This window comes from Bacillus cereus (assembly GCF_007678085.1).
GTDB classification, from domain to species: domain Bacteria; phylum Bacillota; class Bacilli; order Bacillales; family Bacillaceae_G; genus Bacillus_A; species Bacillus_A cereus_BE.
The window spans coordinates 903364-921296 of the sequence record NZ_VEDW01000001.1; the positions used below are offsets into that span (position 1 = coordinate 903364).

Below are 17933 nucleotides of genomic sequence, written 5' to 3' on the forward strand. Positions count from 1 at the left end.
TTTCGTATAAAGGAGTTGCTACATACGAAAACTTAGGAATAGATCATTGGAAGAGGTGTTAGTATGATAACTAAAAAACTACCGTTACAAATAGAGGATATTAAAAAAGCTCAAACCATTATAGACAGAAATGCTCGTAAAACACCATTAGTAAAATCATTTTATTTGACTAGTAAAACAGGCGGAGAAATTCACTTGAAATTAGAAAATATGCAATTAACGGGTTCTTTTAAATTCCGTGGTGCATTTAATAAAATGTCACAGCTAACAGTTCAGGAAAAAGAGAGAGGAGTAATTGCTTGTTCCGCTGGTAATCATGCACAAGGAATTGCTTTATCAGCTCATTTACTCGGTATTAAGAGTAAAATTGTGATGCCAATTTCTGCACCTCAGGCGAAAGTTGAAGCAACTAGAGGATATGGATCAGAAGTGATTTTATATGGTGAAACTTTTGATGATGCGAAGGCAAAATGTGAGGAGATTATTAAGGAAACAGGTGAAACATACTTACATCCATATGACGATGTAGAAGTAATGGCTGGTCAAGGTACAATAGGATTAGATATTCTTGATGATATGTGGGATGTTGATACTGTCATTGTACCAATTGGTGGAGGTGGAATTATTTCTGGTATTGCTGTTGCATTAAAATCTTTTAATCCATCCATTAATATAATTGGTGTCCAAGCAGACAATGTTCATGGGATGAAGGCATCTTATGACAAAGGTACAATTGTAGAACATTATGAGGCACCTACAATAGCAGACGGCTGCGCAGTTAAAATACCTGGCGATTTAACTTTTGAAGTAGTAAAAGAATTAGTAGATGATATTGTAACGGTATCAGAAGGTGAATTAGAAGTAGCGATGAAAGACTTATTACAACGTGGTAAAGCTGTTGTAGAAGGGGCTGGCGCATTAGCTACTGCTGCTCTACTTGCGGGGAAAGTGAATCCATATATTAAAGGGAAAAAAGTAGTCGCGGTTATATCTGGTGGAAACGTAGACTTGCAGCGCATTTCAAGTGTTTGTGAGCAATTTTTTGTAGCCAATGAAGTGAAATAGTATTTTTTAAAATAGTGTTAAGAATGAGGAGCTAAGAGGATTGATCTTAGCTCTTTTTAATTATGCCTGAGCTGAAGTAAATAATGACTCCATTTTTATTTTACTCTTTTCTCGAATTTCAGCATCTGCATGGCGCATTACAAATTTATGCGCTATAGCGATTGCTAAAACATCATCTAATAAGCCAATCCCAATAATAGCAGCTATATCTGGAATGAAGTCTATTGTTAATACGTAATAAGATAAAGCGGCTAATATGATGAATTTCGCTTGAGTAGGTAACCCTTTTTTTCTCATTGTGTAGTATAAAATAATACTTTCATATACGCTTGATTTCCCGAGGTTTGCTGAGCTTTTTTTGAATTTTTTCCAAAGTGTCTGTTTCTCCATATAAACACTCCTTTTACAAAAACATAGATTTTTTAAAAGGATAGACAAAGAAGTGAGGAAATAATCAATTTTATTGTTTTTCTTATTTTATATTTCCATAAAAATAGGGAATTACCTGTTCAAAATAATAGAATGTTGGTTATGTAACGACTCATAGTGTTTCGTTACATAAGTATGTACAGTAAAATGTATGTGGATGATTTATTTATTAGCGAACATCTAATAAAGGGTATGGGGGAAGAAAAGTGAAGATAATAGAACTACCAATTGAATTTGAGTTTAATGGGGAAAAACAATATATTTATCCTAGCTTAATTATAATAAACAATGAATTAACTTTAGTAGATACAGGTTATTTAAACTTTTTACCTTTAATTGAAGAGGCAATTTTAAAACAGGGGTATGAGATAAAAAACTTAAAAAATATAATTATTACCCATTATGATGACGATCATATAGGATCTTTATATGATTTCAAAGCGAAATATCCTCACGTTAATATTATTGCTAGTGAAATTGAATCCCACTACATTAATGGTGAAATAAAATCGGAGAGATTAGTTCAAGCTGAAGAAATGTTAGAACGTATGCCAATTGAAGAGAAAGAATTTGGTGAATGGTTTATACAACAGTTAAAAAATATAAGACATATTTCCGTCGATGAAAAAGTATATGATGGTCAAATGATTTTGAATGATGAATGTCAAATAGTAGCGACTCCAGGACATACTTCGGGGCATATTTCATTATATTTCCCGAATTCAAACTGTGTAATTACAGGGGATGCGGCTGTTCAAGATAATCATGAATTAGTAATAGCTAATCCAAGTTTTTGTTTAGATTTAGAAAAAGCGGAAGAATCTCTAAAAAGAATTAAAAACCTTAAAGCAGCAAGTTATTATTGCTATCATGGAGGAAAACTCATTTTATAAAATATTAAAAACCGATCTTTCTTATATTGAAAAGATCGGTTTTTTAATTCATAGATTCCACAATTCTAATCAAATCATTAATATTGTAGTTCAACCCCTTCTGTTACATATAACCGCATTAACTTTTTATCACTTTTGAGTAAAGCTCGTTTAAATTCACTTATCACATTTGCTTGAGGTTTCGCCATAATAATTGAGGTCGATTGAAAATATAGTAAGAAAAATACGCAAAAAATCTTTATGAATGTAGTTGTCAATTTCATCACCCTGTAACTATGTTTCTGTAAATTTGAAATATATATGTATAGGAGGGAAGAAGATGAGTTTATTACTCGATCTAATAATGGATATAATTATATTTTATCCACGAAATGACATGAAATTAAAACATCATATTGCAAAGTTAAGTGAATTCGAGTGGTTTCGAAAGTTACATGAAGATAAAAAGTATACAAGATTAATTTGGAGTAATAGAAAAATTAAAAAGTTCATTTTGTCTACGACTAACATGGAAGCATTAATAAATTCCGAGAAAAAACAAAAAGAATTTGTCCAACTAGTACATGATGAATATAAAAAAAGAAGATAAGAATTTTTTTATTTTTCATATTTGGCGAAACAAATGGTACAATGAAAGCTAATGTGAAAAATAAGGAAAAGAAGTGGTCAATTTGAAAAACTTTTTAGAATTAGGAATTAGTGAAACTTTTAATCATACATTACGTGAAAATGGAATTACAGAAGCAACACCGATTCAGGAGAAGGCAATTCCTGTTATTATGTCAGGTAAAGACATTATTGGGCAGGCGAAAACAGGGACGGGTAAAACGTTAGCATTCGTGTTACCGATTTTAGAAAAAATCGATCCTGAGTGTAGTGATGTTCAGGCTTTAATTGTTGCGCCAACAAGGGAGCTAGCACTACAAATTACGACTGAAATTAAAAAAATGCTTGTTCAAAGAGAAGATATTAATGTACTAGCGATTTATGGCGGACAAGATGTAGCACAGCAATTGAGAAAATTAAAAGGAAATACACATATAGTTGTTGCGACACCAGGACGCTTATTAGATCATATACGTCGTGAAACAATTGATTTAAGTAATCTTTCAACGATTGTACTAGATGAAGCAGATCAAATGCTTTATTTCGGTTTCTTATATGATATTGAAGATATTTTAGATGAGACACCTGGTAGTAAACAAACGATGTTATTCTCAGCTACGATGCCAAAAGATATTAAAAAATTGGCGAAGCGTTATATGGATGAACCGCAAATGGTTCAAGTACAAAGTGAAGAAGTAACGGTAAATACAATTGAGCAGCGTGTCATTGAGACGACAGATCGTGCAAAGCCAGATGCACTTCGTTTTGTTATGGACCGTGATCAGCCATTTTTAGCAGTTATTTTCTGTCGTACAAAGGTTAGAGCGAGTAAGCTTTATGATAATTTAAAAGGACTAGGTTATAATTGTGCTGAACTTCATGGTGATATACCTCAAGCGAAACGTGAAAGAGTTATGAAGAGTTTCCGTGAAGCTAAAATTCAGTACTTAATTGCAACGGATGTAGCAGCTCGTGGACTTGATGTAGATGGTGTAACGCACGTATTTAACTTTGATATCCCTGAAGATGTAGAAAGTTATATTCACCGCATTGGCCGAACAGGACGTGCAGGTGGATCAGGTCTTGCGATTACATTCGTTGCAGCGAAAGATGAAAAACATTTAGAAGAAATTGAAAAAACGCTTGGTGCACCACTGCAAAGAGAAATAATCGAACAACCGAAGATAAAACGTGTAGATGAAAATGGAAAACCGGTACCAAAGCCGGCTCCAAAGAAATCAGATCAATATCGTCAAAGAGATAGCCGTGAAGGTTCAAGAAGTGGTTCAAAAGGTGGCCCAAGAAACAATTCAAGAAATAGTTCAAGAAATGATAACAATCGATCATTTAATAAGCCAAGTAATAAGAAAAGTAGTGCAAAACAAGGTCAGCAAAGACGTGGCCGTTAAATAGTTATTATTGAAAAGAGTCGCAGATCGTTGCGGCTCTTTTTTTTGCTTGTATGTAACAAGGGTGATGCCGAGAAAAAACGGAAATTTCACTCACCGTATTTAAAATAAATTTTAAAACTTATAAAGGTAATTTTATAGTCCAAAACCGGTAGAGCAAGGGTATTACTACCATGTCCCAATTCAAGAACAAGTGTAACTTATGTATGAAGAATATTTAACCGAAAAAAATCGAGGGAAAGCAATTTGTACTAGCGACCCTGATGATGATACGGATTATGAAAAATTAATTCGTATAACAATACGAAACCATCTTTTACTAACAAAGAATTGGAAGATTTGGTGAAAGAAATTCGTAACATATTCAAGCGGTACTGGAATGTTATGCTGCAGCAAAAAGAGAACGGAACTTATTATGTTTACTATTTCGGCAGAACACTTTAGTTGAAAGAAAAGGTATTGAAGCGAGAGAGTATTTTCATTACAGATTCCGCAATTATCGAAATGGAATAAGAGAAGTTTATAAATGATTTAACTCATATTGGTAGATGAAAAAAATAAGGGCGTGTGAAAATTGAGATTTCTTATTTACAAATTTAAATTAACAACCATTTTCGAACATTGGCCGAACGAGAAAATTATTGTTGCTGAAACGGAAAGTAAAGCAAGTTTTCTGTATTGGCAGCAGTTCAGAACAAAATTTATAACAATGTCGATGGCGGAATTTATGAAGTTTGTAAAGTGCGAGAATGAAGATGTTTTTGACATCAAGCGCATGTACAGTGCAGAGCAGGCTTTCAAGAAAATGCAAAATTATCGTAACCTCGATTTCGCTTACATGGGTATGCGAGTAATACGATCGCCGGGAACTGGAAAACTCATTTGTTCGTTTTGTTCGAGGGAGAAATTGAAAAGCACAACTGTCATCATTTTTGGGAAATTACTTATTACAATGATGAGGGCAATGTGGTTCGAAGCTACCAGAAGGGGGAATATGCGGTATAAGAAAAAAGGACTAGCAGTCGTAGCTGCCGTCCTTTAATAGGAGAAAAATTATTCTGGATTAGAACTACGAATAACCAGAAAACGCGCTTTAAATCAATGTTGCCAAAGATGTAATAATCTATGCAACAAAAAGCTTAGTCGGAATTCAAAACACCAAAATGGCTTGCATTGGTAACAGGCTCAAAACTAGTATATGTAAAATGAAAAATTCCATGCAAAAAGCAGACAACAATTTTGGTTGTCTGCCAGTGAGTCGAATGAGTTAGCTAATTGTGATAAATTGCATCCCCATTACGAGAAGAGTGAAGCTGCTAGTTCAAACAGCTTGTTGGTATTATAATCGCACTTCAGTATCAATGAATGTAAGCAATGCTCGACTGGTGAAGAATTACGCCAATTGGGTAGATATTTTGATACACAACTTAAAAAGAATGGTTTAACACCTAAGGTTTTCAGGAATTTAAATATACAAGGTATACCAGATAAAGATACTGGTATTATGTATGACCTTAGCCCCTTGTATGTCGGGAAAAAGAAAAAACAATGGAAACAAGCGGGTATTTGGAAAGGACCAACTGATATGGGGGGAATAAAAAAAGCTAGGATTTCTCCTAGAAAAGAGTTATGTCGTACGGAAAGATAGTTGCGTGCAAATCGATTGTTTGCGAATTCGTTATATAAGGGTTCTTGAGTGGATAAGTTGAATGATAATAATCTTTACGTAGATTTAACATGAGATTGAAGTGATTGATGAATACTAAATTTGAATTTTATTAAGAGATAAAATAGTGAACAAATGTGAATAATTAGATGCTACAAGGATAAAAGAAAAACTTTTCTTTATAAGGTTTCTTTTGGAGAATCAACCTAACACTCACATTCGTCATCACGGTAATATTTATCACACAAATCATTCTCATCATTGCAGCAGATACAAAATGTTTTTTTGATCAATACTTCAATGAAATTAAGGAATTCGGTATTATTTGTGAGGGTAAGACTTTGAAAATCTTCAACTTGAAATACTCTTGTTTCATTTGTAGCAAGAGTCGCGATAATTGGTGTGGGAGAACTTCTTGTTTGGATAGTTACTTCAATAGGGAAGACATCTTCAGGAACAGATATTTGAAGTAATGTTTTATTGTGGTTATTAGTCAAATCTTCAAAAACTCTTCTTGAAGTGGCGGAGGGTACGATGATGGTTACAGGGACATTTTCAGTTGGAGTGGTATCTGAACCAGCTACGGTATGAGTTTCGATAAAACAGTTATCTTTTTGAAAATAAGAATATGATTGTTCTTTATAATACTTTTTATGAAAATCATTTTGATTATTACAGCAGATACAAAATGTTTTTTGAATAAATATACTAATGGTGCTACCGGTATTGGTATTATTTGTGAGAGTGAGGTTTTGAAAATCTTCAACTTGAAATATCCTTTGTTCACCTGCAGTTATTGTAAAGGTAATTGGTCCAGATCTTCTGGTTCGAATGGTTACTTCAATTGGTTGAACACCACCAGGAACGCGAAAATCAAGTAATGTTTTATTGTGATTATTGGTCAAATCTTCAAAAGGTGTTCTTGAAGTGTTAGCTGGTACACTAAAAGCTAAAGCACTATTTGAACCAGATATTGTATGAGTTTTGATAAAACAGTTATCTTTTTGATGGTGAAAATACGATTGGTTTTTATAATACTTTTTACCATCTTTATAAAAATAATCAGCCATCCTTTTGTTACTCTCCTTTCTTTGAGATATCTATATATTGTATAAAAAAAAGAAAAGGGTGCTTGTACATAATAATAAAATCCGCTCTTGTAAATAAGTAAAAATGTTATTTGATATGTAAATGTAAGAGGGACAGTTAAATTAATTGAGGAAATAAAAGAAATACGATAATCCCCCGGTTGTGTGATATTAATTGTGGTAGGATTTAACAGAGAAACTCCCCCTACCAAAGGTTCAGCCTGATTAAAAGAAAAAGGAGCTCCGAAAGGGACTGTAATGAATTCCGTTTGCCAAAAAGTGCCGTAAGCTACAGATTGTAATCCAGTAGGTCCGGTAACGCCAGTAGGTCCAGTAGGCAGTGTGAATGGTGGAATAAGTGGTAATGTAGGTCCAACTAGATTAGAGTTTATTGAAGTAGAAGATAAAAACTCATTCATTTTATTTTTACCTCTGAAAAGTTCGTGTTACTAATAGTAAATGTGGGAGGAGAACAAAATGAAATGGACAAGTGCTTGTATTTATGAAATCTAAAACAATAGTTATTTTATTAAAGAAAAAACATGCACAAAAATTATGCATGTATAATAAAAAGCTATGTCTTGTCTATGTTAAATATGGGCTTAGATTATATAAACTGTGAATATGTTTGAGTAAAAGGGTTATTTATTAACAGATATAAAGAGCGCTTTTTAAGGCGCTCCATGACTAAAAATAATATTGAAAAAGAATATCACATGATATTTTATGTATATTCTTAATAAATGTGCATTTTAAACAAAAGAAACGCTGCGCCTACAGATATAGTTTGTAGCTTTAAGTTACAAAAATAATATGAACAGGGTTACAAATATTATTCAGAAATAAAAAACAACATAATAAAAAAGAGCACCATGCATAAGTGCTCTTTAAGATAGGAGGTAACACTTTGAGCTGGATGTTTAGGTTAAAATTATATGACGTAGAAAAGAAATAAGACCTAAACATTATTATCAATTCAATACAAAAGAGCAGCTAGCAAAAGCTAACTGCTATAAGAACATTATATTTACGAATTTAAGCGGTATAAGTATTTGGTGACTTTTGTATAGGATAGATGAAAATAACAAGTCTATGTAACAAAAATTAAAATAGAGCAGTTATTTACATTAACTGCTCTATTTGATACAACCTGGCTTAGAAGCAGATTATATTATGATTAGTATTAGTAAAATATTGAATTTTATTAAGTTCTTTAACAAAACCCTTAGTTGTTACTAAATAAGGAGCACCGTAAAAGGTGCTCAATGGCTAATTCTGAAATAATCATGAGTATTGTATGTATGTTTCTAGTATATGTGCATTTTTTTATATAAAATCTTTATTAAAATATAAAGAGCGCTTTTCTTAAGCGCTCTGTCCAAAAATATAAGTTGAAATATGCATGCTGTTTTAGAGTGGTGTGTGTTAAAAACTTGATTTTCATAAAAAAATAAAGCACACATATAAGTGTGCTCTTATGAACGCTTTAGATTTGTATGACTATATAGTCACCATACAATAAAATATGCTTGTTTGATATAAATGTGTGTCAAATCTATAACATATATTTTGGGGTGTAACAGGAATATTAAATGTTGATTAGCCAAGCATATTGTTTTTATTAACGAATTTGTGCAACTGTTAAAGCAGCAGAACGAATATCTACTGTACCAATTACTTCAACGGGTACAATTTGAATTAAGTCACCAGGGTTTAAGTTTATTAGAATGACACCGCTGGATACATCTACTTCACCAGTACCAATGATATTAGAACGGACTGCGGTTCCAGATCCTGCAATAATGTTAGTTGATGAGTTTAGTGTCAAGAAAAAGCGCGCTGCTTCTGGGGCTAATGGAACATTATCGAGGCTGATTGTTAATGTATAACTGATTTGATAAATACCAGCTACTTGAATTCTAATACCAGTTCCAGTACTAATTGTATCATTGATTACAGGGACAGTAATATTAGGATTTGGTCCTGTACTAGGTAGTAGTAGTGGCGTGAATAGTGTTGCGAATTGAGGTGAAGTAGCATTAAAAGCAAAACCGAGAGCTGGTAGTGTGCTAGGGGCTTGTGCTCCACAATTAAAGCTTGTGAGCTTACGACTAGATGAACGCATATTTTCACTCCTTTCTTTCATTTAGATTGCGTGAGTAATAACCATACGTTTTGGACAAGCGTAATACAATATATGAAAATTTATAGTGAATAGTGCAGAGTTGTACTGTTATGGATAAAACTAACTGCCTCTCGTACAAAGGAAATACTACGCTTACAGAAATAGTTTGTAACCTAAAGTTGAAAAAATAGTATGAATAGAGTTGAAAATGTTATTTAGAAATGAAAGAAAACATAATAAAAAAGAGCACGCATATAAGCATGCTCTTTGACAAGAAAGGTGGATTTTTATGAGTGGATTCCTCCATACAATAATATATGCTTGTCCGGTTAAAAGTTGAAAAAATTTATAAAAGTTATTTAGTAATAGATAAAAAGAGCGCCTTAGGAAATAGACGCTCATTGACTAAGATTTATATAGTAAAAAAGGTTCACATCATATTGTATGTATATGTTTAAAGGTTGTGCATTGTTGAAACAAAATTTTTATTTGATTTTTAAACATAAAAGGAGTGTACTCGATTAGTAAAGTAGAATCGAATTTTTATAACTGAATTAAAGTACTCAAGTTAATTGCTTTGTTATGAATCCTATAATAACTAGAAGAACAAAAGGATTGCTTAAAATTGCAAAAATACTAAATAAAATGTAGTTCCGAATGTTTTTGGGAATGATTATAGCCAAAACGATTGTGATAATAAGATGAAGATATATTAGATAATCTATAAACGCTAAATAAATTAGAGCAAGTAGAGGTAATAAAATTGAAATAATGTAAAAATATAGTTCCATTTGGCACCCTTCCGAAAAAAATTAATAATAGTTTACCATCGTTCGTGATGAATTTAAATGGCGAAAGATTAAATAGAAATGCTATTTTGTGCATGCGAAAAAAGGAGTACTTTATTAGGGCACCACTCCATTCGCTAATAAATATCCAGTCTCATTAACATATATGTGAATTTTAATTAATAATGATTATAAAAATTCCACTTTTTTATAAATCAGAGCAACTTTTTCAGAAATAAAATATGCACTATCCTGAAAACATTTGCAAAAATCCCATTTTTATACTTCGAGTGACGAGCTTAATTTATAAGAAAAGACTGAGTAAATTATATAAAATGTTGTTTGAAAATGTCGCAAATAAAAGAGCACCTTCGAACAATGCTCTTTCTTGGAGTGAATTATGTTGAAAATTTTTTAAAACAGAATTGAAAAGTAGAATACTCAAGCTGTGAGTCATAAGTAATAGTCCTCAAATATAAGAATGATTTTGATTTTCTATGTATAGTATGAATCACCATGTATATAGGTGATAAAAAGTAAAAGAGCAGCTAGCAAAAGCTAACTGCTCGTCTCTCGACCAAGAGAGCAAGAGTGGGAAGAATTTAAAACTACCTTTTAAATTCTTCTATAGTATCGGAAAGTATTTAGAATTTTATTCGTGTAAAACATAAAAGGCAGCTAACAATAGTTAGCCGCTAAGCCCTCGTTTATGAAAGGAATAAGAAACTGTATTTATAGAATTGACGGAATATTGAGTTTTATTCAGGTGATGATGTTATATGTTTGATGATATAGTCTTGTATTAGTAAAAAAGCTGCAAGGAGAAACATTACGTCAATCGAGAACCAAAACATATCTTTTTGAAGTTTTTTAAACTCTGATATTATGGAAAACATTAAAAATAAGGCAGCAGCTATTACAATACAGAGTTTAATTATTTCAGACATTTATAGCACTCCTAATATTTAATCTTTTTTTATTATATAGCTATTTCCAATGTTGAGAGATTTTAAAAGTGTTTTATGAGAATTCAAACAAAATGCCCTTTTATAAGAAAGCGAGGTTAGGAGAATAAAGGATAACATAAAGCTTTAAGGTGATGATGGGATGTTAGGGATGGAGTTTAAAGAAAGTATGGTCAATGTTTAGAACGATGATTTAAAAGTGCGAGAAGAGAAGTTGTTAAAATGGTTAGCTATACTTGTATTTTAAGGGGAAAACTCCTATAAAATGTAGGAGTATTTTTCTTTGTCTAAAAGTTCTTGAAGATATATAATAATTTTCTGACTATTAAAACTTGGAGGGATACAAATGAAAAATGAAACGGTGCACACGCAAGAAGATATTATTAAAATGCTTGATTCATTATTAAGACCAGCAGAACCATTTTGGAATGAATTTTATGAGAATAGAGAAAAAGATGTTCCGTTTTTTGAAAATGTTCCAGATGAGAATCTAGTTTCCTATATACAAAAAGAATGGATCTCCAAAGGGAAAGTGTTGGAGCTTGGATGTGGTCCAGGAAGAAATGCTATTTATTTAGCGACTGAAGGGTTTGATGTAACAGCAGTGGATTTATCTATAGAAGGCATTAATTGGGCGAAAGTGAGAGCGTTAGCAAAAGGAATAGAAATTGATTTTATTTGTGATTCGATTTTTAATCTAGAGTGTCAAAATGATTTTGATTTTGTATACGATTCGGGCTGTTTACATCATATTCCACCACATAGAAGGATACATTATGTGGATTTAATTAAAAAATCATTGAAACCGGGTGGTTATTTTGGTTTAACATGTTTTGCAGCAGGCGATTTAGATGAGCGAAATGGATCAGAAATAACGGATTGGGACGTATATAGAGGGTGGAGTCTACAAGGTGGCCTTGCATATTCAGAAGAAAAATTAAGAGCGATATTTGACGAGTTTGAAGTGATCGAAATTAGAAAGATGAAGCAAATTGACCAACCAAATACTATGTTTGGAGAATCATTTCTTTGGACAGTATTATTTAAGAAGAAATAAGAGAGTAGATAATTGACAAACGTATCGTTTTTATAGACAATACACTTATAAGAATGTACGTTCGGTTTCGTTGGCCGATGTATGTTTTACATAAATACATATCAAGGGGCTGTCTCTATATGAGTACTACAAATCAAAAAATTACGACGTTTTTAATGTTCGAAGGTAATGCTGAGGAGGCGATGAATTTTTACATGTCGCTATTCGATCAATCAGAAATTGTAAATATCTCTCGATACGATGAAAATGGACCTGGTAAAGAGGGTTCTGTCATTCATGCAACGTTTACGTTAAATGGCCAAGAATTCATGTGTATTGATAGTTATGTAAAGCATGCTTTTACATTTACACCATCTATGTCTCTTTATGTAACTTGTGAGACGGAGGAAGAAATTGAAACGGTCTTTCATAAACTAGCGCAGGATGGATCTGTACTAATGCCGTTAGGTTCCTATCCATTTAGCAAAAAGTTTGGTTGGTTAAATGATAAGTATGGTGTGTCTTGGCAATTAACGCTCGCGGAATAAAAATTTAATAAGAAAAAGCGTAGCCCATTTATAGCTACGCTTTTTCTTATTAAGAATTTTGCTTGCCAAATCTTTCCCCAAGTTTAGCTAACAATTCAGGCTGATCCCCTTGGTTCATTACAACTTCAATAAAGAAAAGTTGATTCTTATTTAAAGTTATATTCGTTAAGACTTCTGCTAACTCTGTTTCATTTTCCACTCTAAATGTTAGGCTTTTTTCTTCTGATCCGAATATACTTGCTAGTTTTGTGTAATCCCACATTTGTATATCATTATACGGTTCGTTTTGGCCGTGAATTGCACGTTCAACAGTGTATCCATTGTTATTAATTAAAAATATAATCGGTTTTAATTTTTGACGGAGTATAGTCGATAACTCTTGAACAGTTAATTGGAAAGAACCATCACCAATAATTAAAATGTTACGCCGCGATAAATCAGCGAGCTGTGTACCGAGTAGAGCAGGTAATGTATAACCAATTGATCCCCATAATGGTTGAGTTACATATGTAGTGTTATTTGGTAAAGGGATAGTGGCACTACCGAAGAAAGGGGTTCCTTGCTCTGCAATTAAAACATCGTTTTCTTGTAAGAAATCGTATATTTGTTGCCAAAACCGTTTTTGTGTAACCATTTGTGCTTTTGGATTGAACTCTTCTGTTATAGATAGTGATTCTGAAATAAACGGCTTAATTTCAAGTGTTTCTTCTTTGCGATGTTCGATTAAATCACTTAATTGTCCTAAAACATCTTTCATTACAACAGGTCCATATTTTTTATCTATAATCTTCACAGTATAGGGATGGATTTCTATTACTTGCTCTTTCGTAAAGCCTTCTGTAAAGCCACCAGTAATAATATCAGTTAATTTCACGCCAATACTAATAATACAGTCAGATTCATCAATTCTTTTTCTTAAGTATGGAGGACTAACATCACCAGTATAAATTCCTATAAATTGAGGATGTTTTTCAGGGAATATTCCTTTTCCCATACTCAATGTTGCGATAGGAAACCCAGTTTTTTCTACGAATTGATACAAATATTCTTTAGCATGAAATCGATCTACTTCAAAATCGGCTAAAATAACAGGTTTTTTGGCACTATTTATTTTTGAAGTTGCATGTAGAAGCATTTTATCTAGCGCATCTTTATTACTTACAACTGGTTTATGTAAAATTGGTTCCGTAGGTTTATTAATTGGTTTATTATACACATCAATTGGTAATTGAATATGAACAGGGCGTTTTTCACTCCAACATGCACGTAATACACGGTCAATTTCTTCAGCGGCATGCTCAGGTGTTAATTCTGATTGTGCTACCGTGATTTCTCTATACATATTGGAAAAATGATCGAACCTTCCATCACCTAACGTATGATGAACGAGTGCTCCATTCTCCATTACTGTTGTTGGTGGTGTCCCCGTGATTTTTATAACAGGTACGTTTTCTGCGTATGAGCCAGCAACGCCGTTAATGGCGCTTAATTCTCCAACACCGAAAGTGGTAATAAGAGCGGCGATTCCTTTTATACGAGCATATCCATCAGCAGCATATGCTGCATTTAGTTCATTACAATTGCCAATCCACTCTAACTTTTCATGTGCGACTACATCATCTAAAAAAGCCAAATTATAATCACCAGGGACACCAAAAATATGTTCAATTCCTAATTCACTTAATCGATCTAATAAATATGTACTTACAGTATATTGCGTTTTCAATTGAATCATCTCCTAATTATGCAGTGAATATTTCAATAGACTAAAGAAGTTCCAATGCGTTCATTAAAATATTGATTACTGGATTGTGGTATAATTTACATACAGGGGGAAAGTAGATGACACAGCATAAAGAAGAACAGATGAACGAAGCATTAGCATTATTTTACTTTGCATATAAAACATTTACTGAAAAGCCAGATGAAATTATAAAAGAGTATGGCATACAACGAGTACATCATCGAATTTTATTTTTTATCGCACGTTTTCCAGGGATAAGCGTAAATGAGTTATTATCACTGCTAGAAATTAGTAAACAGGCTCTTCACGGACCATTACGACAACTTGTGGAAAAGAATTTAATTGAGAGTAATGAAGCTACACATGACCGTCGTGTGAAACAGTTATCATTAACAGAAAAAGGTGCCGATTTAGAGAAAAAACTGAGCGATGTACAAAGAAAACAAATGGGTGCTATTTTTTCAAAATTTGGTGAATCGTGTGAAGAAAATTGGCATCAGGTTATGAATGAAATGGCAAATAGCCGATCAGGTTTTGATGCTTGGATCTCGAAACGGGAAGTTATAATCGATCAAAAATGATAAGAAATACATCTGTTTTATAGTTTGAAAAAGAACAAATTTTATCCATACATTTGGCAACTATGGATTGGTCATAGAGTGAATGGATAAAAAGATACATTACTAGATACTTTATACGTGTACGCAATGGAACAATACAATTCACATTTCCGAGAGGGGAATTATTATGATAAAACTTGTACTTATTCGTCACGGACAAAGTTTATGGAATCTTGAAAATCGCTTTACAGGATGGACAGATGTAGATTTATCAGAGAATGGATTAAGTGAGGCGAGAGAAGCAGGAGCAATATTAAAGAAAAACGGATATACTTTTGATGTCGCTTATACATCTGTATTAAAACGAGCAATACGGACGTTATGGATTGTACTTCATGAGATGGATCTTGCTTGGGTCCCAGTACATAAATGTTGGAAGCTAAATGAAAGACATTACGGTGCATTGCAAGGGTTGAATAAAGATGAAACTGCGAAAAAATATGGTGAGGAGCAAGTTCATATTTGGAGAAGAAGTATTGATGTAAGACCACCTGCTCTTACTGAGGATGATCCTAGATATGAAATGAATGAACCAAAATATAAAGCACTTAAAAAAGGTGAGTTTCCATTGACTGAATGTTTAGTGGATACGGAGAAAAGAGTACTTGAATATTGGCATTCAGAAATTGCGCCGTCATTAAAAAGTGGTGAAAAGATGATAATTTCATCGCACGGTAATACAATACGTTCGCTAGTGAAATACTTAGATAACCTTTCAAGTGATGGTGTTGTTTCATTAAATATTCCAACGAGTATACCACTCGTGTATGAATTAGACGATAATTTATGTCCAATTCGTCATTATTACTTAAGTATGGACGGAGAAGTACCAGAAGGGGAAATTCCGAAACATATTTCTTTTTAACATGAAAATTTGAAACGTATGCTTGTCTACATATACAATGTAGATTCAAGATAAAAGACGTGGTACCTTCTAATGTATATGCGATATTGCTAAATTTAGAAGCTTGTCCACGTCTTTTGTCATAAAGAGAGCTGCTTGTGCATGTAATGATATCGTGAGTAGTTTTTGAATGGAGGGTGATGTCATTGGTGATCTCTAACATTCGAATTGGCTTATTTATTTTAGCAATCGTTTTTCTAGTTCTTGTTTTCTTTTACTGGAGAAATGAAGAATTGTATGAGGAGAAGAAGCAACGAATTAGAAAGACTTGGTATGGGTTGTTTATAGTATCAGTCACCGTGTATTTCATGATAAAAGGAATCGATTTAACCCTCTGGAAAAATCTTTTAATGTTCACTGCAATGGTTATTTTCGTTGATATTGCATTTATTTTAACACCTAATATTTCAGAAATATGGGGAGCAAAATTTAGCGATATCGGCAAGACTGTTCAATCGATAAAACGGTCATTAATTGCTTCTAAAGCAAGAGGAGAAATATACACAACAATTATTCAAAATGTGAATCCAGCAGTATTCGGTACGATGGAATGGCATACGGAAGAAGACTATACAAAAAGTTTAAACGCATTTTTAGATTCATATGGGGAAAAGATTGGAGCGAAAATTGTTGTATTTGAAGCGGCAAAAGAATTGAATACAAACTTTCGCGGTATCCGCTCACAATTTAGTATTATCGTTCCGTTTGAACACATTGAGCAATTGAATGAGCAGAAAGCGGTGCAAGTAGATAATGTTGGAATTATACCAGCAAAAATAGTGAGTGATGTTTTCATTGTTATTGATGGGAAGAAAAATAACCTGCAAGATCGGGATTTTGAAAATGTATATAATTTAACAATACATCATAGTTATTTTAGTAAATAAGGACAGGGTTTTCTTCTGTCCTTTTCACTTATACATAAAGGGAAAGCAAATTTAGACAAACTTGTATAAAATCGGACAATCATTCCTACACTAGCACGTAGAGGTGATTGTAGTGATAAAAGATTATGACAATGATTTTTTTAAAGAAGATAATGAAGATACAACAGATTTCTCTTTAATAAAAGGAGATACATTACAGCAAGTAGAAGAGTTAGAAGAAGAATTAAAAAGAAAATGATACGTGTACACACTGTCTACATTTGCGATATAATATAAATAGAAGATTGTATCTTTTTGAAAAGGGGGAGAAGAGATGGCTGAAGTAAATGTACAAAAGTCTTCATTTTTTAAAGAAAAAAAAGAAGAACCAAATACAGATTTCTCTCTTGTGAAAGGTGCATTGACTCAAAATGTAGATCGATTAGAAAAATTTGTAGAGGCAATTCCATATAAGTATATAAAAGAGAATGCGTAAAAGCATTCTCTTTTATATACACTCTTTATGATTTGCTTATCTGCTATTTCTTTTTTGTTTAAAAATGATTTTATACATATAATACCCAAGGGCCGCAAAAAGGAATCCAATAACAGCACCAACTATTTCTTTCATAAACAATAAGTATAACGAAGCAATAATTAGTGTGAATAAGATTAAAATTAATACATACTTTGAAATAAATTCTAACCCTTTGTACACTAGTAGAATGACACCTGAAAGAACAGTGATAATAGGTAATATCCTATTTTCGAAAAAACCTTCCTTTTTTTTGCTAGAATGCTGTTGTTTATTCAATATAAATATACTCCCGTCTTAAAGGATTAATCTTTTATTAGTTTTGCTATTTCATTTTCGAAAAGATTTTTGGTTAAATAGGTTATATCAAAGGAATTATTTATTATATTTCGAGTTAATAGCCATTGGGTGTTTGGTGATTCAATAACAAAGAATCAAAATTTACTTTTTTATAATATCAAATATTATTATTAAATAGTAGATTAATATTGGTAATTTTATGATAATTAACAAAAATAAAAAAGAGAGAATTCCAGGTAGGAGTTAAAGGTACAACAGATTTCTCGTTAATAAAAGGAGATACATTACAGCAAGTAGAAGAATTAGAAGAAGAATTAAAAAGAAAATGATACTTGTACATGCTGCG

At 32.5% G+C, this 17933-nt stretch carries 19 protein-coding genes and 1 pseudogene; 13 read left to right on the plus strand and 7 right to left on the minus strand.

Going from position 1 to position 17933, the window contains the following annotated elements:
- Window positions 1–63 precede the first annotated feature (63 nt).
- On the plus strand, window positions 64–1065 hold the full coding sequence (tdcB, locus tag FS742_RS04535; RefSeq protein WP_144611371.1) for a bifunctional threonine ammonia-lyase/L-serine ammonia-lyase TdcB: 1002 nt from the start codon (window positions 64–66) through the stop codon (window positions 1063–1065).
- 60 nt (window positions 1066–1125) lie between these two features.
- Here tdcB and FS742_RS04540 read toward each other — a convergent pair whose 3' ends face one another.
- Window positions 1126–1455 (minus strand): YkvA family protein, encoded by a 330-nt coding sequence (locus FS742_RS04540; RefSeq protein WP_144611372.1) that lies wholly within the window; start codon window positions 1453–1455, stop codon window positions 1126–1128.
- Window positions 1456–1700: 245 nt separating this feature from the next.
- On the opposite strand from FS742_RS04540, the gene FS742_RS04545 reads away from it, so the two are divergent.
- The 5 genes from FS742_RS04545 (at window position 1701) to FS742_RS04575 (ending at window position 6050) form a co-directional block, all read left to right on the plus strand.
- Complete coding sequence (locus FS742_RS04545) at window positions 1701–2387, plus strand: MBL fold metallo-hydrolase (protein WP_144611373.1); 687 nt, start codon at window positions 1701–1703, stop codon at window positions 2385–2387.
- 319 nt (window positions 2388–2706) lie between these two features.
- Window positions 2707–2976, plus strand: a complete 270-nt coding sequence (locus FS742_RS04555) for a hypothetical protein (protein WP_144611375.1) — start codon at window positions 2707–2709, stop codon at window positions 2974–2976.
- A gap of 73 nt (window positions 2977–3049) precedes the next feature.
- The gene (locus FS742_RS04560; RefSeq protein WP_144611376.1) at window positions 3050–4402 is read left to right on the plus strand and encodes a DEAD/DEAH box helicase; all 1353 of its coding nucleotides are present in this window, start codon (window positions 3050–3052) and stop codon (window positions 4400–4402) included.
- Between the two features lie 574 nt (window positions 4403–4976).
- Window positions 4977–5444, plus strand: coding sequence for a hypothetical protein (locus FS742_RS04570; RefSeq protein WP_144611377.1), 468 nt, complete (start codon window positions 4977–4979; stop codon window positions 5442–5444).
- A gap of 360 nt (window positions 5445–5804) precedes the next feature.
- Complete coding sequence (locus tag FS742_RS04575) at window positions 5805–6050, plus strand: hypothetical protein (RefSeq protein ID WP_186327142.1); 246 nt, start codon at window positions 5805–5807, stop codon at window positions 6048–6050.
- A 224-nt stretch (window positions 6051–6274) separates the two neighbouring features.
- Here FS742_RS04575 and FS742_RS04580 read toward each other — a convergent pair whose 3' ends face one another.
- From FS742_RS04580 to FS742_RS04595, 4 genes and pseudogenes are all read right to left on the minus strand, one after another.
- Window positions 6275–7138, minus strand: a complete 864-nt coding sequence (locus FS742_RS04580) for an exosporium protein D (protein ID WP_144611378.1) — start codon at window positions 7136–7138, stop codon at window positions 6275–6277.
- A gap of 53 nt (window positions 7139–7191) precedes the next feature.
- A pseudogene (locus tag FS742_RS28180) lies at window positions 7192–7575 on the minus strand (exosporium leader peptide-containing protein); the annotation flags it as partial.
- Window positions 7576–8777: 1202 nt separating this feature from the next.
- Window positions 8778–9281, minus strand: coding sequence for an exosporium protein ExsF (gene exsF, locus FS742_RS04590; RefSeq protein WP_144611379.1), 504 nt, complete (start codon window positions 9279–9281; stop codon window positions 8778–8780).
- 1546 nt (window positions 9282–10827) lie between these two features.
- The gene (locus FS742_RS04595) at window positions 10828–11016 is read right to left on the minus strand and encodes a hypothetical protein (RefSeq protein ID WP_144611380.1); all 189 of its coding nucleotides are present in this window, start codon (window positions 11014–11016) and stop codon (window positions 10828–10830) included.
- Between the two features lie 364 nt (window positions 11017–11380).
- Here FS742_RS04595 and FS742_RS04600 point away from each other — a divergent pair, with 364 nt between their 5' ends.
- Together FS742_RS04600 and FS742_RS04605 are read left to right on the plus strand one after the other, a co-directional pair.
- The gene (locus FS742_RS04600; protein WP_144611381.1) at window positions 11381–12091 is read left to right on the plus strand and encodes a class I SAM-dependent methyltransferase; all 711 of its coding nucleotides are present in this window, start codon (window positions 11381–11383) and stop codon (window positions 12089–12091) included.
- A gap of 119 nt (window positions 12092–12210) precedes the next feature.
- Complete coding sequence (locus tag FS742_RS04605) at window positions 12211–12618, plus strand: VOC family protein (protein WP_144611382.1); 408 nt, start codon at window positions 12211–12213, stop codon at window positions 12616–12618.
- A 49-nt stretch (window positions 12619–12667) separates the two neighbouring features.
- Here FS742_RS04605 and FS742_RS04610 read toward each other — a convergent pair whose 3' ends face one another.
- The gene (locus FS742_RS04610) at window positions 12668–14353 is read right to left on the minus strand and encodes an alpha-keto acid decarboxylase family protein (RefSeq protein WP_144611383.1); all 1686 of its coding nucleotides are present in this window, start codon (window positions 14351–14353) and stop codon (window positions 12668–12670) included.
- Between the two features lie 107 nt (window positions 14354–14460).
- On the opposite strand from FS742_RS04610, the gene FS742_RS04615 reads away from it, so the two are divergent.
- From FS742_RS04615 to FS742_RS27455, 5 genes are all read left to right on the plus strand, one after another.
- Window positions 14461–14943: a MarR family winged helix-turn-helix transcriptional regulator gene (locus FS742_RS04615; protein WP_144611384.1), complete on the plus strand. Its 483-nt coding sequence runs from the start codon at window positions 14461–14463 to the stop codon at window positions 14941–14943.
- Between the two features lie 166 nt (window positions 14944–15109).
- Window positions 15110–15847, plus strand: coding sequence for a 2,3-diphosphoglycerate-dependent phosphoglycerate mutase (gpmA, locus tag FS742_RS04620; protein ID WP_144611385.1), 738 nt, complete (start codon window positions 15110–15112; stop codon window positions 15845–15847).
- Between the two features lie 188 nt (window positions 15848–16035).
- A complete protein-coding gene (locus FS742_RS04625; protein WP_144612061.1) occupies window positions 16036–16773 on the plus strand; it encodes a type II toxin-antitoxin system SpoIISA family toxin in 738 nt (245 codons plus the stop codon).
- A gap of 112 nt (window positions 16774–16885) precedes the next feature.
- A complete protein-coding gene (locus FS742_RS04630; RefSeq protein WP_000588712.1) occupies window positions 16886–17011 on the plus strand; it encodes a hypothetical protein in 126 nt (41 codons plus the stop codon).
- A gap of 75 nt (window positions 17012–17086) precedes the next feature.
- A complete protein-coding gene (locus FS742_RS27455) occupies window positions 17087–17248 on the plus strand; it encodes a hypothetical protein (RefSeq protein ID WP_000852626.1) in 162 nt (53 codons plus the stop codon).
- Between the two features lie 36 nt (window positions 17249–17284).
- Here the strand turns inward: FS742_RS27455 and FS742_RS04635 are convergent, their stop codons facing one another.
- Window positions 17285–17566, minus strand: coding sequence for a hypothetical protein (locus FS742_RS04635; protein ID WP_070806031.1), 282 nt, complete (start codon window positions 17564–17566; stop codon window positions 17285–17287).
- Between the last annotated feature and the right edge of the window lie 367 nt (window positions 17567–17933).